The organism is Bacillus sp. FSL W8-1202 (genome assembly GCF_038006165.1).
Taxonomy (GTDB): Bacteria; Bacillota; Bacilli; order Bacillales; family Bacillaceae; genus Bacillus; species Bacillus subtilis.
In genome coordinates, this window is the sequence record NZ_JBBOUR010000003.1 from 71667 (window position 1) to 95718 (window position 24052).

Genomic DNA, 24052 nt, shown 5'->3' on the forward strand with positions numbered 1-24052 from the left:
AGCTTCCGAATAGTCTCATTCTGTCTTTCTATAACATTTTCGTAATAGCAGAGTCTTTCTAAAGCTTGTATAGGATTTTTCTTAATCCACCTCAATCTTTCAATGAGCAGTCTCAGACTTAATTTATCCATTGAAATCATTTGATCACCCTCTCTATGTATAAAATTGTTGTTTTATTTAGAGTCCAAGTACCTTTTAGCTACTTCATCAATGTGCTTTTCAAGCCCTCCAATTGTTGCTCGTGTATTATTTCTCGCACATTCTCGAATATAGATCGTTACGTTTTCGCCTAATTCTGTGAGCCAATTTTCTCCACACTGTCCTTCATATGCTTTTCTTTCATACGATTCCAGCTTTTCTACAAATCTTTTTCCCATTTCAACCTTCTCCATTCTGTTTAAATTACTGTTTTATTCATCCTTAGAAAATTGTCTATTGAAAAGTTCAATCGCTCTATCATAGGTTGCTAATTGTGCGAGATGTTTGTCAATATTACTGCCATTCCCTTGCAAGCCATCCGATATATATAATTGCTGATTGTTTTTTAACTTTGATTCTAAATTATCTAACATGTTACGAATGCTTGAAATTTCATTCTCTAATCGCATTTTAGCCTGTTCTCTTTCTGCTTCAAGTATAACTAGGTTCCTATTTTCTTTCGTCATATCATTCTCTTTCATTTCAATCTCCTCGTTCTGTTTAAAATATGCATTTTATTTAGATTCTTAACAAACAAGATCATGTTGCCTATACTCATCAAAAAACATATTACAGTGACCAATTTGACTAAGATACAGGCTCTCCTTAGGTCTTGTTACGCCGACATAAAATAATCTTGCTTCGTCTAAAAGATCGCTTTTTATATGAGGAAACTTACCATCTTCAACCCCAATTAAGAACACATGTTTAAATTCTAGACCCTTGCTTGCGTGAATAGTCATTAATCGCACCGCATTTTCATTTTTCTTTATACTTGGCTTGTTGCCGTATACAAAATTAATGAACTGCTCTAAGTTATTATTCTTAACAAATTTCTTCATGGTATTGAGAGATTCTTTTCTGTCAGTTATCTCATCTTCATCGAGGTATTTCTCTTCTATGTAATCATTCATTCTGAAAGTTTTAACTACATTGTCGATCAATTCTTCCACGGCAATCCCTTTAAGCACTTGCATTTGGAGTTTATTAATCATACTTTGGAATTTCAAGACGTTATCGTTTTGAGTCGGACGATCAAATCTCATATTTAACATGGCCTCATATAAGGACATATTTGTTTGTCCGGCAAATGACTCAACATCTTTTAAATTCTTATTGCTAAAATAACGAAATGGATCATTCCTTAGTGTGAAAATATCTCGAAAGGCTGCATCATCATGTGGATCACGAATTAATCTTAAATAAGCTACAATCCCTTTTACCTCTTTTCTCTTGAAAAAGCTCCCATTATTAGTAATATCATATTCAATTTCACGCCTTTTTAATTCATTCTCAACATAGCTAGAATGAGAGTTTAATCTATAAAGGACACAAATTTCTGATGGTTTTTCACCGGCTTTAAGCAATGTTTCAATTTTATCAGCTGTATTCAGACCTTCTGCTTCTCTGTCCTGATACGTTAGTGTTTGAATTTCGCCATTGTTATGAATATTAGGGACGGAGTCTGCGTAATGTTCATAGTCACCATAGTATTCCTTGATAAAGCTGTTTGCGTTATCAACTATGTTTTTATTTGATCTATAATTTGTATCCAGGTTAATCACAGTGGCGTTTTCCCAATCCTTTTCAAACTCCATACAATACTCAGTATTGCCGCCTCTAAATGTGTAAATAGCTTGTCTATAATCGAATAAGCAGAATATGTTACCAGAGGCGCAAAGTTCTTTTAAAATGAGATTTTGTACTAAGTTAGAATCTTGATGCTCGTCTACAAGAATAAATTCATACGTATACTTATGTTTATTGTTTTTTAGCACCTTGTAACACTCCAATAAATAATCATCATAATCGTACAGTCCGTTTTTGGATTTAAAAGCCTCATACTCCTTATAGAAGAGACGTAATTGCTCCTCGGTATATTTACTCTCTTTAATTAAAAACTCGTCTGTGTAGCCCCTTAAAAAGTTCTTTTGGTAGCTGATGAAACCCGTAATGTCTTTAATGTCTGGTTTCTCTTCAAGTGATTTAAAACAGTTTTCTCGCTGCCATTCTTTAATCGTATTTTTCTCGTTAATTTCAATTCCCTCTTTGAGAAGAATGTTGCGGCATACTGAATGAAATGTACCTACATTCACACTAGTTAATTTCTGCTTATGTAATTTCTTCTTAAGCTCATTTGCAGTATTACGCGTAAAACTGATGGCTAAAATATCCTCTTGATCTTCACCGTAATCCCTCACCAATGTTTTAACACGGTTAAGGAGAACGGTGCTTTTACCGCTCCCTGCCCCTGCAATGACTGCGCAAGCTCCTTTATAAAAATTAATCGCTTCTAATTGTTGTTTGTTAAACTTTACAGTCATTCTAAATAATTCCCCCTTTTGTTCCCTCTTCTGTTTTTTCTAAATATGTAAATAAAGCATTGACTTTCTCTCGTTGAAGTGAATTATTTTCATGCATAGCTATGTATTCGTTAATTTTCTTGTCAATATATTTTCTGCTTGGCGCCCATCTTTTAACAATTTTCAAAGCAGCTTCAAAGTCATTGATGTTAATGCTCGAAGTATTAGGTACATTTAGAGCTTCAGACACTTTTCCATAGCATTGCATCAACAACCCTCTATAAAATAAAAGGTGCTCTGGACTGCCAATTGGTTTTACATAATCAAACACTTTACTTTTAGCAGCATTTTTAAACTCCAGAAATTTTCCTGATTTATCATGTTGGAAGGTAAAGAATGTTTCATCGTATTCTTTAAACTTGCCTTCCATCTTTGAAATTTCTTCTGCATTTTCACTTTCTTTTAAAGACAACTGCTCAACTTGAAGTTCCAGCTCTTTTTGTTTATCAGCCATTTTTATAAAATCTTCACTTAATCTATTAACTTTTAAACTTAATACCTTGTCCATGAGCATATCAATTTCTCCGTTTGACATCTTGTTCAATTCCAATTCATTAATCGCCATATTAAAACACCTCGATAATATTATTTTTATTCGTAATTTTTCTCATTTCTTTGCACCAGGATTCCACATTCCCGATTACAGAATCAAGATTGTTCATTATAATTTGATTGTCACTCATATCCCTAATGGCCTTTGCATACTTTACAGGCGCTAAACTACCTTTTAGTACTTTTTCAATCTCCCAAACCATTTCAGAAAGCTCTGAAGTGGCCTCAACTTGTCTCCCTAGATCATCCTGCTCTCTTGTTACGGCCTTTAATTTGTTTGTTAGCTCCTCGTATTCTTTTACTTTCACATCACTCCTTTCAAGTTGTTGCTCTAAGATCATTTTTTGTTTTGATAAGTTTTCATATTTTTTATTTTTATACTCTAATTCTTTTTTTAATGTTTCTATTTGTTTGTAGTCAGTGTTATCAATGACTTTTTCAACAACTGTCCTGTTCTTCTTTTCTTGACTTAATTCATAACTAAGATTCTTATTATTCTCTTCAGCTTTCCTCAATTTAGCTTCAAGCTCTTTGTATTCCTTTAATGTCTTGACTTCTCCATTTAAGACAGCTTTCTTAGCTTGTTTCTTTGACTCTGTTGATTCTGATGAAGGTTTAGCTATTTCATATGTTAGAGATACTGGCAGGTCTTCAAGAAGTCCTTTTTCGATGTTGTCGCAATTTGCGATGAGATCATATCTGTTAATTAATCGCCAAACGGCATCCCTTTTTAACCCGATAGATCTAAACCACTTTTCAAAAACCCCTTGATATTTGTTGTGACTTGCTAAATGCTCCTGGGCTTCCTTCAGTTCCCTTCCTAGCTTGGTATAAGCTTTACCGACAATCTCACGCATGTTAAATTCTTTTTGTTTAAGGAAATCAGCTGTTGATTGATCGACTAAATCATATTTGAACTCTGTTAATAATTCGTTTGCCATTGTCTTTACATCCTTTCTAAATTACCATTTCGATCCATTTTTAGTTTTATGTTTTTCAAAGGGTTATCCTCTTTTTTCACTTTTGTTGATTTGGAACCATCTTCATCAAGATCAATCAACTCGCTTGCAATAAGCTCTTGAAGCTTGTCTATTCTTTTCTTCTGGCTTTTTACTTTGTTACTAAGTTTATTGATCTTGTCATCTTTATCAGCTAATAGTTTGTTTGTTCCAGTCTTCTCATGTTTCAAAGACAAAATTTCGTTTTTAAGATCAAAGATTTCTTTTGTTGAGGTTTCTGTCATGTTTTGCACAGATTGCTGCATATTAAAAATCGGCGTTAACATGTTCTTCACCTCATGTAGAATTTGTATATTGTTCGACTTCATCATTTCTTTAATTACATTTGTATCTGAAGCAGGCGCAACAACTTCTTTCCTTTCATGAAAAACCGATGGAACAAACTCTTGTTGAGCACCGTCCTCCTCATCTGTGAGTTCTTTTCTTACCTTAATGGCTGTATCTGAATTTTTAAGGATCATTGCCAATCTTAAAGCTGCTCTTTTAGGAACGATATATAGCTTAATGAATTTCCCAGGCATATTATATTTATGCTTAAATCCTTCAAGCTCTAATCCTTCTAGTTTCTTCAGTCCGTCTTCAACCAAAACCTCATTATTTCTGTGGATGTATGTAGTTAATGTAGGTACTTTCATTCCGAAATACTCTGACAAGAATTTTATTGAAGTATGTTTTTTGTCACCTAGCATCTTTAACTTTTTCACTTTGTCCAAGGCATCAATTCGATCCATGTACTGCTCTCTTTCACTTTCCCTGATTAAATATAGATTGGTATTCTTCATATTATGTATTCTCCTCCTAATTCATATTTTTTATATTTGTTAATTACATTATATACGGGTCACTTTAATAATTCAACAATTTATATACATATTTTTTATTTTTATATGATTAAATATGATTGCTCATGAGGGGGTTTGGGGGTGGTGTGAGCAAAAATTGTTCAGGTGAGGAACGAACCGTATTGAACAATTAGCAGCACCCCCATTCTCTTAATTTATTATTTAATTTATTTTTGTCTCTCTTAAAGACTTAGACGGGAAAACCCTTGGTATTATTGAGCTTTTTTTAGAGTTTAAGAGGTTTATTCTCTTTAGCTACCCATTTAACCATTCAATAAGTAGCTCCCTCATCCTTAATGAGGGTATGTATAATGTTATTTCATCACCATCTCTTATTGCAGATCTCCAAATCCATTGTACTAACTCGGATAATGCAAATGCATCTTGATCAATTGTTATTTGATATTTCTCTTTAAAATAATTATATAGAACAGTGTTAACGTATCTGTTTATTGTATACACTAAATGTTTTTTGTGCTTAAAATCATTGGTAGCTCTTGCATTACATGACACAAACCCTTTTGTATATCCATTACCTTTTATTTTATTCTTATGTTCTGAATAGGTCGTCCACATAGCTTCATCACTTGATGACTTAACAATGTTGTTAAAGTAATTGAATACATTGTTCTTTACCTTCTTGATCGTATACGGTGATTTATTTTTATACCAATTAGATGATAAAGAATAATCCAATTGGCCAACTGTATTCAAGTTACCTTCATATATTTTTATTTTATTTCTTAATTGAGCCTTTAGAATACTCTCATATTCAGTATTATGTTTTGTAAACCTGTATTGCCCATCTATAAATTCAGAAACGTATTTTTGATACTTGATATTGTTTATATCATAATAATATCTTTGTATTTGAGCATCAAACATGTAAGTGAGTATGTAAACTTCTTTAAACAACTTGAATATATCTGCAGGAAAATTCCAAATCAATATATTGTCTTTAAAGTACATAAGATTATTGTTTAAAGCCATATCACGGATATCATCATAGCGTGTTTCATAGTCCTTTTTTTCTTCATTCCATTTGACAAATCCGCCTTCAACATATATTAACTTTGATTCAAATAGTGTAGTTAGATCATGCTTCTTAACACGTAACTGTTCAACTACTTCCATAACTTCATCTAATATCAATGTATAGTTGCCTGAAAGGATCAGCTCCTTTGTTTCGTCATTAGCATTTTTGAATAGATTATGTGTAGCAACAATATTTTTGTTCTGAGATAAAAGTTCATGAAATGACTCAAACTTATATTGTGTTTTGTCACCTTTCTTCTTTACTTTAGGTTCATAAATTTGTTTACTGCTTATGCTCTTCTTAATGCGATCCACTTCATCCAAGTACGGTGTAATGAAAATAAAATTTTCGTCTGTCCCTGAATTATTTATCATGTCAATTGCTGCAGATGTTTTACCGCTACCCATAATAGAATCGATCACTTTAACTCTTTCCATATATTCTCCTTATATTTTAATTTTGTATTGAAAAATAAGGAACGATAATTGCCTTACCGCTCCCTTATTTATAACGCATATTTAATTATCCTTATGTTGCTGCATGATTAATACTGAATCACCTTGTTTTACTTTGCTTATCTCTTCTCTGTACTCTAAAAGGTCTTTATCAATTCTGACAGTTGCTTCTTTGATGGAGTCAATATCTTTCTTGAGCATTTCCAATTCCTTTGTCAGCTGCCGAATAGCATCCAGGAATTTTTTCTCCAATCGGGTTAACCCCCTAATTTTGGACACATACTACTCTTAGCTCATTATTTCATAGAATTGCTCTTTATTTTAGGTGAGGCAAGAAAATCATCCTGCCTCATACTCTCACTTCTTTAATCGTTAGCTCTTCTGTTTGGTTTCGTTGATAAAATTCATTTGGTGCTAAATCTAAAATACTCGAATGGATTCTTCGATTATTGTAGAAATCCATGTATTCAGCCACCTCATGATACGCATCTGCGTAGGAATGAAAAGCGAACCGCCTCAAACATTCATACTCTAGTAATCGGTGAAACGACTCGATATGGGCATTCATATTCGGTGTTCTCGGCGGAATGCGTTCATGTTCGATGTGGAACGTTTCACATGCTTTCTGAAACGCTAGAGAAATAAATTGTGGACCATTATCCGTTCGAATGACTGGCTTTGTTTCTCTTTCAAATTGCTGACGCTTAAACAAGGCACGCTGCACGAGTTGGCCAGCGTCGTGTCCGGTACAATGTAAACCAATATGATAATCAATGATGGAACGGTCATATACATCAATGAGCGATAGAATAAAGAAGAAACGCTCTTCACCTTCGATGTAGCCGTATTTAATATCTGCTTCCCACAGCTGATTCGATTCAGTGATGATCCGGTTCCTCGCTAATTTTCTTGGATAGTGGAACTTCACTTCTCGCTGTGGCTGTAGGATATCGAGTTCCTTACATAATCGGTACACTTTCTTTTTGTTAATCTGTAGCGCATACTCGCTTCGAAGGCGGAGGCACAACTTTCGATAGCCATAGACACCGGCTTCACCTGAGATGAGTTCCATCAGCCATTCCTGTATTTGTTCATCCGGTATTTTTTTGCCGTTCTTAGTGAGTGAATAGCCCGGAATGGGTCTGCCCTCACTTACTGACTTTTCTTCTTTCTTGTATTGATAATAGTACGTAGAAGGAGAAATCTCTAAAATCTTCAGGACTTTACGGACGGCATAACCTTTCGCAATCCACTCATTCGCTATTTCAAGCGTTTCAGTAAGTGAGGGTTCTTCTTTTTTAGTACGTCACGGAGAATGGAAATTTCTAAATCTTTTTCGCCTAACAGCTTTTTAAGCTGGTCATTCTCCTCCTCCAACTGTTTGATCCCTGAGGGAGAAACAATATCTTGAATGCCGGAATGATCTAGATTGCCTTTTTCCTGAAAAGCTTTTACCCATTTGCTTACGAGATTTGGACTGAGCTCGTGACGTCTCGCCACCAAAGCTTTATTGCCTGTTTCAATTGCTTCTTGTACCACCTGTTGTTTAAATTCAGCAGAATGTTTTCGTCTTTGCATCACAAAAGCCCCCTTATTTGGCAACCATAAGTATAAAACCACTCTTAGTAGGTGTCCAAATTCATTAGGGGGCTAAATAGCAATCATCTCACCTCAATGATTTAATTATACCATGAGGCCTATAAGATTAGTGAGACTTGTTTCTTAGTTTAAGGAATACAAAATAGATGATCCACAACAATATGGCAATGATACATGTGACTACAAAAATTGTGTTGATTAGTGTTTGTGCTTCGCTGCTGAAGTAATCCTTAATGAGTTGAAACATCAAGAATAAGCCAATGAATGTGATATGGGTAAACCATAATGAGAATCGTTTCATGTTTGCAATGTGCTTGATCATGTTATAATATGGGTAGGAACTAAAGGAGAAGTTCATTCCCCTTTAGCTTAGCTCTCATCGGCGTATACGTTGGCGTTGTCTCTTTGGTCGGAGCCGCTTGCGTATACGCTTTTTCTTTTTGCTTGTCCCATTCTTTAGGTTTCTTACCTTCTCAACTATTGTTAGACTGTTGATTGTAAGAACCGTTAAAGATATGAGGAAAGCAACTATGATACCCACTTTCTCAAGCACTATGTACACCTCCTTTCCTATGACTCTATTATAACATAATTCATGATTTTTATATACATATTTTTTATATTTGTAGTGAGATATTTGTGTGTTGATGGATGGTGTCGAGATGCTTTGTGTGCTGTTTGATTGGGAAGAAATACAATTGGATTGGGAATTGATTAAGGATGCTTAGAGAGGTGTTATATTGGTTCTGAGAGTGTGTGAGTGTGATTAGGTTGGATAATAATGAGTGTTGTGTATATATGATGTGGGAACGGATGATGTTAGTGTGAAGAGTGTTTAGTGTAGGATTTATGATTGGGTAAGGTATGGTTATGTATAGTGATGAGGATAAGGTTAAATATGTCTTCGATTCCCTCGGATTCGTTATAAATACGATTATTCTTAATGAATCGTTATTCATTTTTAAATTGAAAAACAATTTATTTTTTAAAAATTTATTCTTGTGTTCGGCTTGGAATTATGTTAGCACTGTTGCAAACCTAACCAAGTCATCAAATGCACGTATAATGTTCCTTATACACGTATTACAATACCAATATATGGGGGTATATTTACATCTAATGGTAAAATTAAGGGAACAAATGTACTCATAGCACTTCCATTTCCACACCCTATCCAAATTTTCATTTTCCTAATTCCACCTCAAAATCACCCTTTTTCACATCGTATTTGCTATCGTAAAAGCCTTTAGTATCAACGTTTTTCCTTCTTAAAATTTTCCCTTTTTCATCAATATCTCCTTAAAACAACCACTTCCCCCTACTCTCACTTATGTTTTACGATCGCTTATCCCCTAATTACCATTCGATAATGCAAATACCCTTATGTTTACTGGATTTTTAAGCTCTTTAAATATTTTTACGATAGGCATGTTTTTAGATTACGATAATCACTCCATCTCCATATGCCTCAGAATACACCTCAATTACCTGGAGCTGTTAACACACTAGTGAAAAAACAATAGACAAATACAAATAATATGTATATAATAAATCCATAAGCGAGGAGGTGAGATAATGCAAAAGGATTCAGAGAAAGTAACGTACATGTCTAGGGATTTAATTGAATTTTTGGAGACTACTATTATCGATGGAACTGCTTCACAAGAAGAAACCACTCTTTATGAGGACTATAAACTATTTGGAACAATCGATAAAAAGAGCTATGCATTCAAAAAACTTGTATATAAGTATCTAAAAAGCGATTATTAAATCAAAAAATATGTATAAAAGTAATAAGGGGAGAATTTATTGAAAGGAAAAAAATACGGTCTAAATAAGCAAGTACATATTTACAGTATTGATACTTCTGCTTTTTATAATGATCAAGAAAACAAATTACATAACAAGATTTTAAAATCATACAGGTACAGAGATCATCTCAAAAAACTTGAACATGTTGATAAAAAACATAAGAAGTACATAACGCAAAGGATTATTTCCTTAAAAGAAAAGCTTTATAACGCCTTTAACGATCATATTCAAATAAGAACACTTAGAACAGATTCTCTGAAAGATAATAATGTGATTTCATTATTTGATTCAGTCTTAACTCGAACGCTGGGAATCAAAGAAAACTCTCTCTCTGAAGAGATCATGGTTGTCCAAACTTATCACTTTCAAATTTTAAGGGACATTATTGATAAAGGATTCATACATAACAATGAGAAATACGTTTATTTCACTAGCAGTGCCGGTCAAATTCGAACCAAAAAATCTTGTTTTATCAAGCAAAGCACCTTAGATAAGTATCAAAATGCTTTAACTTGTGGCCTTAGTGTGGAGCAAATCAATGCTCAAGGTGGAAGCAGCATAAACAAATGGAATAGCTACATGGCCTTATCTAATAGCGCAAGTAGTCCATGGGAAATTGATATTGATAAAACAATTGTCGTAAATGACTTAGAAACAAACGTTTCCAGCCTGGTTGATTATATTGACCGTGATACATATGAAATTACTCGTAAGATTATGGATATTCCTATAGAACATACAGATGGTTGTGGAATGATGCTCCCTAGTTTGAGTCAGAAAAGCTTTATGGTCAGATTACCTTGGGTTAAGGGTCTACTTGTTCCATTTGACTTTAGACAGTTTGCTGAAAAACACAGTTCATTTATAGTTAAGGACGTCTACGGTAAAGAATGGGACATTATTAAAGATGATATCCAAATAATTTTTACGAAAAGCCAGTTTAAGATGTGGAAGTACTATGATTCTTGGGATGACTATCGCTCTAAATTTAAAAAGTATGGATGTTTAGGAGCTAAATTAAATGAAGAAGATCCATCTGTTGAGGGAAAACTGACTTACCAGATGCTACAAACACTCACGGATATCACAGATGAGGAATTGAAACAAATCAGCTCAAAGACTGTTAGTGAGATTACTCAATTAGGCACTGATAAAGAAACAATGATGAAAGTTTTAGGGGCTACCGAGAAAAATAAACATAAGACAAGCCTTCAAGAAGCTCTACTAATATATCCTGAGCTGCTAAATGATGATCACACCAAAGAAATCATTAAGAATAAGAAGAAGAGTATGATTAAGGACGCCAAATCAGGAAAATTACTTGTTAGTGACGCCCGGTATACATATTTATGCCCAGATCTATATGCTTTTTGTGAAAGATTGTTTCTTGGAATTGAGAATCCGAAAGGACTGCTTTCAGGAAGCGATGTCCATTGTTCTTTATATGATGAAGGGTACATTGATATCCTTCGCTCCCCTCACCTTTTCAGGGAGCATGGTGTTAGGTGGAACAAAAAAGATGAGGGATATGAAAAGTGGTTCATTACCCCAGGTGTTTACACCAGCATTCATGATCCGATATCTAAACTGCTGCAGTTTGACAATGACGGGGATAAGGCCTTAATTATTTCTGATGAGCTAATCGTCAATATTGCCAAGCGTAATATGGAGAACATCGTTCCTTTGTATTATGAAATGTCTGTAGCCCAGAAACAAGAGATTAATAGCAGAAACATCTATGAAGCACTAACTCTTGCTTATGGAATCAATATCGGGGAGTACAGTAACAACATCACTAAGATATGGAACAGTGACAATATAAACCTGGACGTGATCAAATGGTTATGCATGGAGAATAACTTTACTATCGATTAAATTTATAGTCGCGTCGCATAGCGATATGCGGATGAAAAGTCAGTGAACCTAGAAAACTAGGGTGTGCATTCAGCGAAAAGTAGCGATAGGAAATGATCGTCAATGAGTGTGCTAACAGGGGAATTCTAATTAATACATTTTACATTTTTAAACAATGATATTTAAAACAAGGGGGTGACAAAGTGAAGTTTATAAATGAGGATGAGCATAAATATTTGAGTGGGATATATAAGATTGAGCAGATAAGCACCGGCTTAAAATATGTGGGGAAAACTAAGATGAAATTTATTAAGCGTTACTGGCATCACACTTGGAAGCTGAAAAACAATTCGCACTGTAATCGACATTTGCAGAATACTTGGAATAAATATGGAGAAAACGATTTCCAATTTCATGTATTGCAAACAGTTGATCCAAACTCAGATATGAACGAATTAGAAACTCACTACATAAATGAACTAGGTGCCTATTTAAATGGCTTTAACATGACCACCGGCGGAGAGGGCAAGAGTAATTGTAAGATGTCTGACTCAACCAAAAGAATTATTGGGGAAAAGAATAGGATTAATAACATCGGAAGAAAGCTTAGTGATGAGACTAAAGCCAAAATGAGTAAAGCGAGAATTGGAAGAAAGCTCTCTCCGCAGCATAAGGAAAAGCTTTTACAATCTAGAATGAATAAAAGGCATTCGCCAGAATCTAGATTAAAGATGCGTCAGTCTCATTTAGGGTCAAAAAATAAATCCTCAAAAATAAATGAAACGAAAGCATACGAGATAAAAGTTCGATTGATTAATGGAGAAAAGATGTCTGAAGTATCAAAGTCAATGTGTGTTTCCTACCCCATCGTTAAATCAATATTAGAGTGTAAAGTATGGAATCATATTCATGTTACTGGGTGGGACGACTTTATTCTTAAATACAAAAGCAAGAAGAAAAGCACTCTTACTCCAAAAGAAGTATTTTGCATAAGAGAACTTCTTAAAAAAGGGTTATCAGCACCCCATGTTGCAAAAATGTGTAACATAAAACCCAATGTTGTCTATGGAATTAAACAAGGAAGAACCTATAAAAATGTGAAATGAATGTAGAATGTATTATATGAAAACCCTGTGCCAAGCGTTTACATCATGCTGGGAAGCACTTGTAAATGAAGGTGCAACGACCATCCTTTATGGAGTAATAATAAGGTGAAATTCCTTATTATGAAGCGCTGACCATCTGTCTAGCACAGATGATGATATGGTCTATTCCCTAATAAAATATCGGGAAACCGAGGGTATCAAAGTTCGCAAAAACCTTGTTCATGCCCACCCGCCCTGATCACGTTGATGAGAAAATCAAAGATTACATAAAAAATAAAGTGCCCCACTTCTTCATCAATGCCAAGGATAAAGAAGAACATAGCGTAGAATCGATTAATGAAAGTACAGTAAATAAGTTAGACTCAATTATTCCTAATGAACGAATCAACTTTAACGCAGTTGCAGGAAAATTTGATTACCGTTTCTTACTTCGAAATAAAAAAGTGAAACTTGATGAAACGGTTATCAATGAGTACAAACGTCTTGACCGAAACAAAAAGTGGCTCATGAATAACGAAGAAATTAAACCAGGAGAAAAGCTATACGTCTATAAGATTATCAAACAAAGATTAATGGAAATACATAACGATGAGCAACTTATTACAGATGTTTTAGTTAAGTACCTATATAAAAAGAAGAGTAAATTCAAATCGACTTTGTGGGAGTGCTTTGGCGAACATATATTGGAAAATTTAAAGATTAACTTAAGGAATTTTAAGGCTTGTGGGAATTGCGGAAAAATGTTCAGTCCCTCTTCTAATAAATCTAAATACTGTAACAATTGCTCAAAAAAAATGATCTTAGATAAACATAAACGCTACAATAAAAAAAGATAACGACCAATAGAAAGTGCCTTGAGCCTTACTCCCCCAAGGGATACAGCATTTCTCGGCAAAAAAAGATCAACAAAAAAGCACCTTGAACCCTTGGTACGACTGGGCTGAAAGCCCCTTTTGAGATAATCGCCATAAGGGAGAAAGAAAGCTAATTTCCACATAAAAGGGCGAGTAAGTCTCCCATTTTTTCAAAAAACCACAAACGTTACCGTAATTATACTTTAACACAAAAATAAACGAAATCACTAGGAGGATTTAAAACATGAACAAAACAGAATTTGTTGGAGCAGTTGCAGAAAAATTAGGTGTTACTAAGAAAGAAGCTACTCCTAAAGTTGAAGCAGTATTTAATGTCATCGTTGAAACACTAACAAAAGGTGAATCAATTAAGGTTCCTGGAGTTGGAACATTTGAAGTTCGTGAACGTGCAGCTCGTAAAGGGAGAAATCCCCAGACAGGAGAGGAAATTGATATTCCGGCTACAAAAGCACCTGCATTTAAGCCGGCAAAAGCACTTAAAGACGCAGTCAAAGCTAAATAATCAGTTAATGAGGACGACAGGAAAGGCTACCTGCACGCTTTGTCACAAAGAGCTTATGCTCCTAAAAGAGGCAGAGTTAGAAGTTATGGAGGAAATTGTCGACCTCCCCTCTTTTCGCTTATCTTCATCTCCGGGTTAATTAATTATAGTTTTTTTTGATGGCATGGGGGTGCCGTCAATAATTACTTGATTACTGATATTTGGGATATCAGTTCTCGACTAATATTCATTTATGAAGATACAGACTAATCAAATGAATATTAGTGGAGATTCCTCTCCAGTGTGGACTAGCTTTTATTGATTAAACAATATCTACTCCCTTGTTTTCTGTATCATTCTGACACAAAACTGCGGCTGGTCATTGCAGTTAGTCGGATAATAGTCATTTATGAGGGTGCGAGGTTAACTCGAATGTCTGTATCTTAAGGAGACAGGTAAATGGCTATTATCGGGCTAAACATGTCGGTAAGACCTTTGCTACTCAAGTTTTTTATGTAGGGTGAATCCCATCACAGTCTTACTATGGGTGACATGTAGCCTGGATATTAATTGCGGTGTATTGCTTCGGCTTGCACTTAGGGAAGGGTAGATGCGTCTCCCTTCCCTTTAAATAATGCCCTTGTAAGCTTTGATGCTTATTATGCGGTCAACAAAATTTTTCCGGGTTAGCGAGGCTTTGTAATTACATACCCTCGTAAAATAAGTGAAATGGTTTTTGGGCGCTTGATCACCGCTCCCATTTCACAGAAAAGGATTATTTTCGGTCTTGCCTTTTCAATTTGACACTGCAACACATTCGCTATTTTATTCGCTACTTCTCCTTCAATGTTCTGTATGGAGACTCACCTTTCCCATGCACATACCTCCTTACACGGGTCAGAGAAAACTGTGCAAAATAAATGGCGAGCGTTGAGACGCTTTGTTTCTCAATAAGGCGTGTAACCTGACAAGAGAGTCTGAAAATGCCATTGAGAAGGCTTATTAGGGTCTTTCCTTCTCAAATTATTTTTTCCTCGGCTCTCAGACTCTGCTGAGCAGTTGGCAAGCAACATTAAAACTTGATACATTTTCCGGACTACGAGAGCCGGACGTTGGCAAGCAACATAAAAACTTGATATATAAGATGTAGGTAATAGGAACTTTAAACACATTCCAGGAAGTGTGTATTATTTGTTGTCATAGCTCATCTGCCATGTGTAGAAGGAGCCAGCTGGATTTCGCACAGCGATAACCAGCCTTTTATGCTCATGTACCATGATGTACAAAGAGTTTCTGAAGACGTTATTTGGCGTCTTTTGTTATTTTCGGCTTACTTATAGTTTGTCGAATACAAAGGTTTCAGTCGCTGAACCCGTAATCAGCGTATTCCCTGTCGATCTGAAGGCTTGCGTTCCTACGTGAGCTACTGACGTAGGTGAAACGGGGTTAGGATGCAGTCAGAACAAGGTCATCTAAATTGCTAGAAGGCCTTTTTGTGCTTGCGTTTTACTTTACCGATCAGCCGGAATGTGCTTACGATCCTTCCGGTACGCAAGTTATCAATAATCTCCTTCGGGCGTTTCCCCAACGCCTATCCGACTTATCTTTTCATCTCCTTTATATCCCCTTTTCGGACGTTACCGATGCTTCGGATCATCGGGCTTCCGAAGGAGCTTATTGCATGTAAATAAAACACATATTGGAGGAATTTAATTTGGCTAAGAAAGTTCATACAGTAAATTTAAAAGGTAATTATACTCACATTGATGGAATTATTGAAGAAGAAACAAAAACAGACATCGAGCGTTATGATCTGAATTCAATTTTAAAATCATTTGATGGTCGGAAAGTGAAAATTTCTATTACCGAAGAAGACGAACTTCCACAAATCAATGAGTAGGCGGTGACTGAATGACAGCTATTTTAGATCCTGTTTTACAACGAGAAAAAGACGAATCATTTACTGATTATCATATTAGACTTTTCAAAAACAAAGACACTTATCACATTGATACTAAAACCATTGCTGCTCTTTTAAACAAAGATCAAGGTACAAATTATGATGAGAGTAAATGGCGCAAAGACTTTAAGCAATATGAACGTTGGAATGATTACATAATGTCCAAGAATTTGGATGAAGAAATTCTAAGGAAATACGAAGAAGTGCGACTTCAATCTGAAAAGGAAAAGATTAGAACTCGTGATCAAAAAAGAGAATACAGAAAAAGTATAGCGAATCAAGCTCGCTTTGAGAAAATCAAGGATGACGTAGTCCAAGCTATTGTTAATTTAGAATCCAAAAGACCTCTTCGTTTCACTTACCCCCTCCCTGCAGCTGCTGAAAAGCATGGGCTTGCTTTATTCAGTGACTGGCACTTCGGAATGGAAATCGATAACCGCATCAATAAGTTCAATAAAAAAATATTCGATGAACGAGTTGAGCATCTCACAAACAAAGTAATTGAGTATGGAAAGAAGAATCATGTCTCCACATTACACGTTGCAAATCTTGGCGATTTAATTGGAGGTCTTATACATGTTTCAACGAGAGTTCAGGCTAATGAAGATGCTGTAGAACAAATTAAATATGTATCAGAAACGCTTGCTGAGGTTTTAACGATGTTGGCAAGTGAGTTTCAAGAAGTTAAGTTCTACAACGTAGCAGGCAATCACGGTCGCCTCTCCCCTTCTAAAAATGATGTCGGGATTAAAGAAAACTTTGAATACCTCATTAATTGGTATCTCGAAGCTAGATTAAGAGATATTAAAAACATTTCAATTGAATCGGAACAAGATGGCTTTATCCCCGCTAAAATCAACAATCATAAAGTCGTGTTTGTCCACGGTCACTATGATCGTGTTGATCAATGCGTAACCCGCCTACCTCAATTACTTGGCTATATACCTTCTTACATATTTGGTGGTCATATTCATCACAACTATGAAAAAGAATATGGCAGCACAACAGTTGTTGTAAACGGAGCGCTTGTTGGCGCTGATGATTATGCTATGCAGGGTCGCTTTGGTACGAAACCGTCTCAAAAGTTTATGGTATTTAATGATGACGGTGTTGAAGCTACATACATTATTCGTTTTAAAAATAAAAACTAAAGGAGGAACCTGCTTGGATTTAGCAATGCATGAAGTGTATAACCTTCACTTGTATGATAGAAAAACTGAGGAATCTTTAGTTGATTTAACAACACTTCAAGATGGAAATTTTTTATAGTGATGAACATGAAACGTATTTGATTTTTGCAAAGAATGCTCTGCTAAATTTTGAGGTGCTTAAATTTTTAGGTGATTATAAAGCTCCTACCTCCTTTGAATCAAAGTTGGGAAAGAAACAATATATTTCTGTTTTAACTGAGACACCTAAGCATGAATTCAAACTGTTGGCTGAAACTGTCGGTTCTCGCCCTGAGTCATCAGAGGCCCATAGAGTTACCTTAGAATTTAACAATGTAGAAATTATTTCTAGAGCTGAATTAAAAGGGGTTAACGGAGAAGTATCGGGTTTAGACTTGATTTTTAAAGTGAACCCAGTAGATAAAGAATTTTTTAAAATTCACTATTGATAAAACTTTAATTTTATAAAGATGAGGATGAGGAAGATTGAAAGAAGAAACTAAAGTTCTTTGGGAATATGTAAAGCTACTAAAAGAAATTAATGATAGTGGTTATCTGTGTAACAGGGAATTAAAAGACGCCCTAACAAGTCTGCATAAAAGCATGGGATTTGAGAAAAACACTAAAAGTGAACATACTAAACCCTTAAACGGAAATAGCTACACATTGAGCTCGGGCTATAATCCTGAAAGAATTGCTGTAATTAATCCTGGAAGAGAAGAAACAACCTTTTTAATTATTGATTTATACAATTCCCGTATTGAGGACATCTCAAAGAAAGTGGAATATGGAACGTTTAAACATCAGGCTAGTCAAATAAAAGCCGTAATTATAGACAAACGACCGAGTAAATTAATAATTGATGCAAACGGTATTGGAAAAGGTTTGCTTGATGCTCTTGCTGATACCTTAAAAGGAACCAAGGTTGTTTTGTCCGAAAATGGTGCCTTAACTTATAAATAAAATACTTTTTTAGAACGTCCAGTGATGATTGTGGTACTCCCCTTCCGCTCTATTGCTGGGCGTTTCATAAAATGTGTTTACATCAACTTTATGGAGGTGAAATGGTGGGTCGGAAACCTAAAGAAAAAGAAAAACTGTTATGTGCTGCATGTCAAAAGGAAAAAGACAAAGATTCTGGCTTTTATAATTCCCGCAGCAAGCTTTACGAAAAAATAGGAAAAGTACCAATTTGTAAATCTTGTCTCAAGAAAAATATTGATTACAGCAACATGGACTCTGTATACACCGTCTTACAGCAAATCGATGTCAAATTTGATCCTTTATACTGGGAGCAAGCAGTTCAAAGAAAAACTGACACATTTAGTGCATATATGACAATGGCAAATTCCCTAAAGCAGTTTAATGGAACTGGTTGGAAGGACAGTATTCTAGAACAACAACAAGAAAAAGCTATTGCTGCCGAAACTCAGCGTGATTCAGTAGAACAAGTCTCAGATGAAATAATTGATAAATGGGGAATTGGATATACACCCGATGAATACCACCAGTTTGAAAGGAAGTACAACAAACTCATTCGAAATTATGGAGAAAAAACCGCTCTCCATACTGAGGGATTACTCTCCTATATTCGCTTTCGTGTCAAAGAAGAACTAGCTACAGCTAAGGGTGAAGTAAAGGAAGCTAAAGAGTGGGGTCAAATGGCTTCAAAAGCAGCTACTGACGCAAAGATCAACGTTTCTCAGTTAAGCAAAAGCGATATTAGTGGCGGTGTGGATGTGCTTTCACAACTCTTCGAAGCAGTTGAAACTGAATTAGGCATCATCCCTCTCCTTCCCCGCCTAACCGCTCAACCTTACGATGATGCTGATTTAATCATTTGGGCCATAATCAATTATTACAGAAGACTAGAGGATAAAGAAAAGGTAGCTTATAAAGACATATATCATTTTTACGATGAGATGCTCGAAGAAGATTTCAAATCAAAGGGGCTAACTACAGAAGAAATTGAAAACTTGAAAAAAGCACGAAATAACGTTTTCCGTGACTTAGAAGATGTGTATAAAGAGCCACTTTACGACACTGGGGATGAAGAATAATGGCAAGCTACAAAAACTTCACCTCTAAGAACAATAAACATACAAAAAATCGAACAGATATTTATGAATCATCATTTGAAACTCCAGTAAATCCCAATGATAGCTCTAACTTAATACAGAAAAACATTTCAAAATGGGCAGAATTCACCTCCTTCATTCGTTTTTATCCTGATATTTTTTATGACATGTTAAAACCCGAAGTTGGTGGAATTGAACTTGATTTATACCAAAGAGTTATGATGAGAACCCTAAGTCGCTTCCCTCAAAATTACTTCTGTATTCCTCGCGGTGGATCAAAAACCCTCACTCAAATCATGGTTGCGTACCATACAGCAATCTGCTTCCCAAATGTCACATTAGCAATAACCGCTTCAACCAAAGAATCTGCGGTTAAAATTTGGAAAGAAAAACATGATGAAATTTTAAGATTCTATCCTTCTATTGCAGATGAAATCAAAAGCGAAAGTTTTTCCAAAGATACTGGAAGAGTTGAATTTCAAAATGGCGCAATTATCGATAACCTGGCCAATGCCCAATCTTCAAAGGGATTACGTAGAAGACGTGGTTCTCTTGAAGAATCTGCATTAATCGATAAAGATCTCTATGATGATGCCATTGAACCAATATTCAATATTCCACGAACTACAATGACTGGTGAAATTGATCCTGCAGAATTAAATGGTCAAATAAACCGTTTTTCAACATCAGGATACAAAAACTCTGATGAATACGAAAAGATTCTTACTATGGTTAAAGAAACTGGTGACTTGAAAGGCTCCTTTGTGTTTGGATCTGATTGGAGAATTCCTATCCACTTTGGTCGTCAAAAAATGTCCACGATTAATAAAGCCAGACAAGGAAACGTTACCCGTTTTCGACAAAATTACCTTTGTGATTGGATTGGTGCAAGTGACGGAGCTTTAATCAACATCAGTAAATTAATTAAAGCCAGAACTATTACACAACCAGAGCTATCTTGTCCTCGGGATAAAAACAAAAACTTTTTGCTTAATGAGTATGTTATTGGTGTAGACGTTGCACGTTCTGCAGCTGAGTCAAACAACAAAACGGCTATTATTGTTTTAAAAATTATTAGGAATAGTAACAACCTTATTAGACAAGTTCAAGTAGTTAATATCATTGAACCACCTAATGGATTAAGCTTTAAGGAACAATCCATCATGGTGAAAAGAGTATTTAAAAATTATGGCGGAAACCAAGACCTCTCACTCTCTAGAGTCAAAGCTGTTGTTGTTGATGGTAATGGAGTCGGCGGTGGATTAATCGACCGATTATTAGAAGATGTTACTGATCCTGAAACAAATGAAGAGCTTGGATGTTGGGCTACAATTAACACTGATCAAAAACCAGACGTGCCTAATTCACCTGAAGTCGTTTACAATCTAAAATCACAAGGTATAAACCAGGATATTATCACCCAGTTTTTAGACTATGTTGAATCGGGGAAGTTAAAGTTACTCAAAGCTTTCGAAGATATCAAAAACCAAAAAGACATTGCAGACGATGTTATGGTTGAAGCAGCATGTATTCAAACTCAGTTGTTTATTGACGAAGTGGCCAACCTACGGATCAAGAAAAACCAAAATTCTTTTACTGTAGAACAGGTTGTAAAACGTATCGATAAAGACAGATACAGTGCGATTGCTTACGCCTTATATTACATTGCTCAATTTTTAGAGAAAGAGGAATCCGATGAAGAGTATTCATTTGGGTTCTTTTTTAATTGAATTTTTTAATCAGGAGGTGAAAAATGGATACCCAAAAAGAGCCGTCTTATGAATATAATACTGATTTATCAAACCTGGATTCACTATTCTTCAATACCTCAAATACTTCAGTTTCATATGATCGAGTGAAAACTTGGCTTAATAATCACAACCTTTATAACAAACAAATTCGAAATGCCTCAAAATTTCTTTATAATTCAAATGGTATTTACAGAAATGTAATTGACTACATGGTTTCGCTCCCTACTCTAGATAGAGTTGTCTATGGGAACTCAAATGATCATAGTCAATTAAAATTGGACAAACGAACATATGAAATCACGTTAAGAAAAATAAATGACAAAAATATTGTCCGAGATTCACTTAGAAAACTAAGTCTTTACGGCACATCTTTCCACTATTTTGAATCAATTGTAGCCGACAACTTTCCTAAAACACTTAGTGATTATGAAGTTGATTCCATATCTGAAATCAACGATGCACAAGAGTTCAATTGTTCTATCCTATCGCTCCCTATCGATTACTGTAAAATTGTCGGGAGAAAAAACTCTTCTTATTTAGTGGCTTTTGATGTCTCCTACTTTGATCAATTCACAAGCAAAGGGAGATCTTTAAAACTTAAAAGGTGGCCAAAGGAATTTAGACAAGGTTATGTTGAGTACAAAAAAGATCTCAATAAACGTTGGCTCGTATTAGACAACAATAAGACAATCACCGTTAAAGGCAGTGCTGATATGGAAGATCAATGGGGACGACCGATTGGACTAGCTGCATTTGTTGATATGGTTTATGACGATTATTTTGTTGATACAAAAAGAAACATCCTTGATGATTTGAACAGTACATTAATTTATCAAACATTGCCCGAAGGTGAAAAGAAAGGTGTTTCTTCCTTAACGCAAAAGCAACAAGAGCAACAGCACAACAGCATCAAAAATGCCTTAGTTTCTAAAGGCGCTGTCAAAGGGATAAAATTCTTCTCTTTGGCCTCAGGCACTAAGCTAGACAAACTTGAGACAAACGTTGATTTCCTTAAAGTCAAAGGTGAAGATGAATTAATAAAACGAATATCAACTAACTTAGGTTTTGCAGGTTCAGCGTTAAATGGTCAAGACGGAAATTATTCCTCTCAATCTACAAACATTGAAATGGTGTCCTCACAAATTTTCTCCTGGTTAGAACAGATCTCTAGTGAGTTTAACAAAGTCATTAATTCAAATATCATTAAAAATCCCAAGTCTTATGTTGAAGTTTACTATCTCCCCCTTACCCACGTTAACCGTAAAGAAAAAGTCCAAAATATGAAGGACTTGTACACGAGTGGTCGAGGAAGTTTAACTGCTTGGATAGCAGCTACTGGGTGGAATCCTGATGCCTACTTGTCATTAATGGAATATGAAAAAGAAGAAGGATTCGATGAGAAGTTCCCTGTTCATGCAACTTCCTACACTATGAGTAAGAATGATAAGTCTGCTGGTCGTCCTGAAGACGATAGTTCTCAAAACGAGAACACCATTAAGTCCAAAACAAATAACAGTAATGGCACGCCCTCTGGCTCATGAAGGGAGGTGAATTAATATTTGAGTAGTGCAATCTTAGAGATTAATAATCAACGAAAAGTAAGTGGACGAACCTTTGTAAAGTGGGTTGTTCTTGAAATACATGAAAACAATGCCCAATACAATAAAAACGGTATTACCTGGATCGAAAAATACGTTAATGCAAACTTAAATTCCATTAAGGATATGCCGCTGTGTGTAGAATTTATTGATTGTGAAAACAGTGAACCATTTGGCCATGGCATGACAGAAATTAAAGATGGGACTCCCCTGTTTGAAAACAGTACTGTAGTTGGTGTTACAACCAATGGATATATCGACACTATAGAAGTAAATGGTCAACAAAAAAGAGTGTTAATTGGTGAAGGTTTTATTTACAACCAAAGGTACCCTAAGTTTGTACAATGGCTTAAATCGAAAATGTTTGATGGCGAATTCCCTGAGACCTCAGTAGAAATTTCTGCAGTTGAAGGCAGCTCTTCAATTGAGTATGACGGTGGGTATAAAGAAAAAGGTCGTATACCTATGAGATTTGATTTCACCGGCGACGCAATTCTCGGAATTGATCCAGCTGATGATGCTGCTGTCTTACTGGAACTAAATAATAATCACAAGGAGGAACAGTCAATGGCAAAAACACAAGATGAAGCATTAGTTGAATTGAATAATAAGCTAAACATTGAGAATAAAGCACTTGAAACAAAAGTGGCTGAACTTAATGAGGCGCTTAAGAAAAAAGATGAGGAGTTAAATGCTGCAGTAAAAGCAGCTAAAGATGAGAAAGCAAAAGTTGAGGAGAAAGAAAAAGAAATCAAAAAAGCAAAAGAAGAAAAAGAAAAAGCTGATGCAGAGTTGAATTCACTGAAAGATTTCAAACAAAACGCAGAAAACGAAAAGCTAAAAAGTGAACTAAATCAAGATCTCAATAAATATACAGAGAAAGAAAAATTGGGGGAGTGTAATATTAACTGTGTAAGTAAGGAATGCGTACGGTTCCTTACTCACACAGTTTTTTATTTGATAGAATAATAAGTATAAAGCTAAAGGAGTGGTTTCAGTGGGGAAATTGAAAAGAGATCCGAACTCCGTAGAATTAGCTAACAAGATTATCGAACAGTATCAGCCTAAATCAGTAGAAGATATGCAAGAAGCATTAAAAGACATATTTGGTCCCATGTTTGAGTCAATGCTAAAAGGTGAAATGAATCACCATTTGGGCTATGAATCCAATGACAAGGGAGAAAAAGAAACAAGAAATAGAAGAAATGGATATGGCAAAAAGATCGTGAAAACAACGGCAGGAGAAGTTGAAATTGCAGTCCCCCGTGATCGTGATGGTTGGGCTTGTCAAGAAAAGTGTGTAA

At 35.3% G+C, this 24052-nt stretch carries 23 protein-coding genes and 4 pseudogenes; 15 read left to right on the plus strand and 12 right to left on the minus strand.

The window, feature by feature from the left end:
* Positions 1 to 173: 173 nt before the first annotated feature.
* From NSQ09_RS22085 to yonT, 12 genes are all read right to left on the minus strand, one after another.
* On the minus strand, positions 174 to 377 hold the full coding sequence (locus tag NSQ09_RS22085; RefSeq protein WP_041336989.1) for a hypothetical protein: 204 nt from the start codon (positions 375 to 377) through the stop codon (positions 174 to 176).
* A gap of 33 nt (positions 378 to 410) precedes the next feature.
* Complete coding sequence (locus NSQ09_RS22090; RefSeq protein WP_006640590.1) at positions 411 to 680, minus strand: hypothetical protein; 270 nt, start codon at positions 678 to 680, stop codon at positions 411 to 413.
* 45 nt (positions 681 to 725) lie between these two features.
* Positions 726 to 2522 carry an ATP-dependent helicase gene (locus NSQ09_RS22095; RefSeq protein WP_341032694.1) on the minus strand — a complete coding sequence of 599 codons (1797 nt, stop codon included), beginning with the start codon at positions 2520 to 2522 and terminating at the stop codon, positions 726 to 728.
* A gap of 1 nt (position 2523) precedes the next feature.
* Positions 2524 to 3126: a hypothetical protein gene (locus NSQ09_RS22100; protein WP_021493585.1), complete on the minus strand. Its 603-nt coding sequence runs from the start codon at positions 3124 to 3126 to the stop codon at positions 2524 to 2526.
* A gap of 1 nt (position 3127) precedes the next feature.
* Positions 3128 to 4054 (minus strand): hypothetical protein, encoded by a 927-nt coding sequence (locus NSQ09_RS22105; protein WP_068947526.1) that lies wholly within the window; start codon positions 4052 to 4054, stop codon positions 3128 to 3130.
* A 5-nt stretch (positions 4055 to 4059) separates the two neighbouring features.
* Positions 4060 to 4914: a hypothetical protein gene (locus NSQ09_RS22110; RefSeq protein ID WP_068947525.1), complete on the minus strand. Its 855-nt coding sequence runs from the start codon at positions 4912 to 4914 to the stop codon at positions 4060 to 4062.
* A 315-nt stretch (positions 4915 to 5229) separates the two neighbouring features.
* Positions 5230 to 6447 carry a hypothetical protein gene (locus NSQ09_RS22115; protein WP_341032698.1) on the minus strand — a complete coding sequence of 406 codons (1218 nt, stop codon included), beginning with the start codon at positions 6445 to 6447 and terminating at the stop codon, positions 5230 to 5232.
* 81 nt (positions 6448 to 6528) lie between these two features.
* The gene (locus tag NSQ09_RS22120; RefSeq protein WP_003230987.1) at positions 6529 to 6717 is read right to left on the minus strand and encodes a hypothetical protein; all 189 of its coding nucleotides are present in this window, start codon (positions 6715 to 6717) and stop codon (positions 6529 to 6531) included.
* Between the two features lie 97 nt (positions 6718 to 6814).
* Positions 6815 to 7729, minus strand: coding sequence for an IS3 family transposase (locus tag NSQ09_RS22125; protein WP_033880480.1), 915 nt, complete (start codon positions 7727 to 7729; stop codon positions 6815 to 6817).
* Positions 7726 to 8043, minus strand: a complete 318-nt coding sequence (locus NSQ09_RS22130; RefSeq protein ID WP_014479904.1) for a transposase — start codon at positions 8041 to 8043, stop codon at positions 7726 to 7728. The genes NSQ09_RS22125 and NSQ09_RS22130 overlap by 4 nt, the downstream gene beginning before the upstream one ends.
* Positions 8044 to 8170: 127 nt before the next feature.
* On the minus strand, positions 8171 to 8422 hold the full coding sequence (locus NSQ09_RS22135) for a hypothetical protein (protein ID WP_144452899.1): 252 nt from the start codon (positions 8420 to 8422) through the stop codon (positions 8171 to 8173).
* Positions 8423 to 8440: 18 nt separating this feature from the next.
* Complete coding sequence (gene yonT / locus NSQ09_RS22140; protein WP_019712271.1) at positions 8441 to 8617, minus strand: type I TA system toxin YonT; 177 nt, start codon at positions 8615 to 8617, stop codon at positions 8441 to 8443.
* A gap of 1022 nt (positions 8618 to 9639) precedes the next feature.
* Here yonT and NSQ09_RS22145 point away from each other — a divergent pair.
* The 15 genes and pseudogenes from NSQ09_RS22145 to NSQ09_RS22215 form a co-directional block, all read left to right on the plus strand.
* The gene (locus NSQ09_RS22145) at positions 9640 to 9834 is read left to right on the plus strand and encodes a hypothetical protein (protein ID WP_041336994.1); all 195 of its coding nucleotides are present in this window, start codon (positions 9640 to 9642) and stop codon (positions 9832 to 9834) included.
* A gap of 39 nt (positions 9835 to 9873) precedes the next feature.
* Positions 9874 to 11748 (plus strand): annotated as a pseudogene (yonO, locus tag NSQ09_RS22150) (DNA-directed RNA polymerase YonO); the annotation flags it as partial.
* A gap of 185 nt (positions 11749 to 11933) precedes the next feature.
* A complete protein-coding gene (locus tag NSQ09_RS22155) occupies positions 11934 to 12836 on the plus strand; it encodes an NUMOD3 domain-containing DNA-binding protein (RefSeq protein WP_160245136.1) in 903 nt (300 codons plus the stop codon).
* A 203-nt stretch (positions 12837 to 13039) separates the two neighbouring features.
* A pseudogene (locus NSQ09_RS22160) lies at positions 13040 to 13672 on the plus strand (hypothetical protein); the annotation flags it as partial.
* Between the two features lie 262 nt (positions 13673 to 13934).
* Positions 13935 to 14213, plus strand: a complete 279-nt coding sequence (locus NSQ09_RS22165) for an HU family DNA-binding protein (protein ID WP_042976245.1) — start codon at positions 13935 to 13937, stop codon at positions 14211 to 14213.
* Between the two features lie 554 nt (positions 14214 to 14767).
* Positions 14768 to 14879, plus strand: a pseudogene (locus NSQ09_RS22170) (hypothetical protein); the annotation flags it as partial.
* A 1027-nt stretch (positions 14880 to 15906) separates the two neighbouring features.
* Positions 15907 to 16092, plus strand: coding sequence for a YonK family protein (locus NSQ09_RS22175; RefSeq protein WP_341032706.1), 186 nt, complete (start codon positions 15907 to 15909; stop codon positions 16090 to 16092).
* An 11-nt stretch (positions 16093 to 16103) separates the two neighbouring features.
* Positions 16104 to 17303, plus strand: a complete 1200-nt coding sequence (locus tag NSQ09_RS22180; RefSeq protein WP_327827418.1) for a metallophosphoesterase family protein — start codon at positions 16104 to 16106, stop codon at positions 17301 to 17303.
* A gap of 101 nt (positions 17304 to 17404) precedes the next feature.
* Positions 17405 to 17770, plus strand: coding sequence for a hypothetical protein (locus NSQ09_RS22185; protein WP_341032707.1), 366 nt, complete (start codon positions 17405 to 17407; stop codon positions 17768 to 17770).
* Between the two features lie 37 nt (positions 17771 to 17807).
* Positions 17808 to 18284 (plus strand): capsid protein, encoded by a 477-nt coding sequence (locus NSQ09_RS22190; protein ID WP_069322705.1) that lies wholly within the window; start codon positions 17808 to 17810, stop codon positions 18282 to 18284.
* Between the two features lie 101 nt (positions 18285 to 18385).
* On the plus strand, positions 18386 to 19381 hold the full coding sequence (locus NSQ09_RS22195) for a hypothetical protein (protein ID WP_214288424.1): 996 nt from the start codon (positions 18386 to 18388) through the stop codon (positions 19379 to 19381).
* Complete coding sequence (locus NSQ09_RS22200; RefSeq protein ID WP_032721637.1) at positions 19381 to 21129, plus strand: hypothetical protein; 1749 nt, start codon at positions 19381 to 19383, stop codon at positions 21127 to 21129. The genes NSQ09_RS22195 and NSQ09_RS22200 overlap by 1 nt, the downstream gene beginning before the upstream one ends.
* Positions 21130 to 21152: 23 nt before the next feature.
* A complete protein-coding gene (locus NSQ09_RS22205) occupies positions 21153 to 22691 on the plus strand; it encodes a hypothetical protein (protein WP_326285353.1) in 1539 nt (512 codons plus the stop codon).
* Between the two features lie 18 nt (positions 22692 to 22709).
* Positions 22710 to 23717 (plus strand): hypothetical protein, encoded by a 1008-nt coding sequence (locus NSQ09_RS22210; RefSeq protein WP_341032711.1) that lies wholly within the window; start codon positions 22710 to 22712, stop codon positions 23715 to 23717.
* A gap of 19 nt (positions 23718 to 23736) precedes the next feature.
* Positions 23737 to 24027 (plus strand): annotated as a pseudogene (locus NSQ09_RS22215) (transposase); the annotation flags it as partial.
* Between the last annotated feature and the right edge of the window lie 25 nt (positions 24028 to 24052).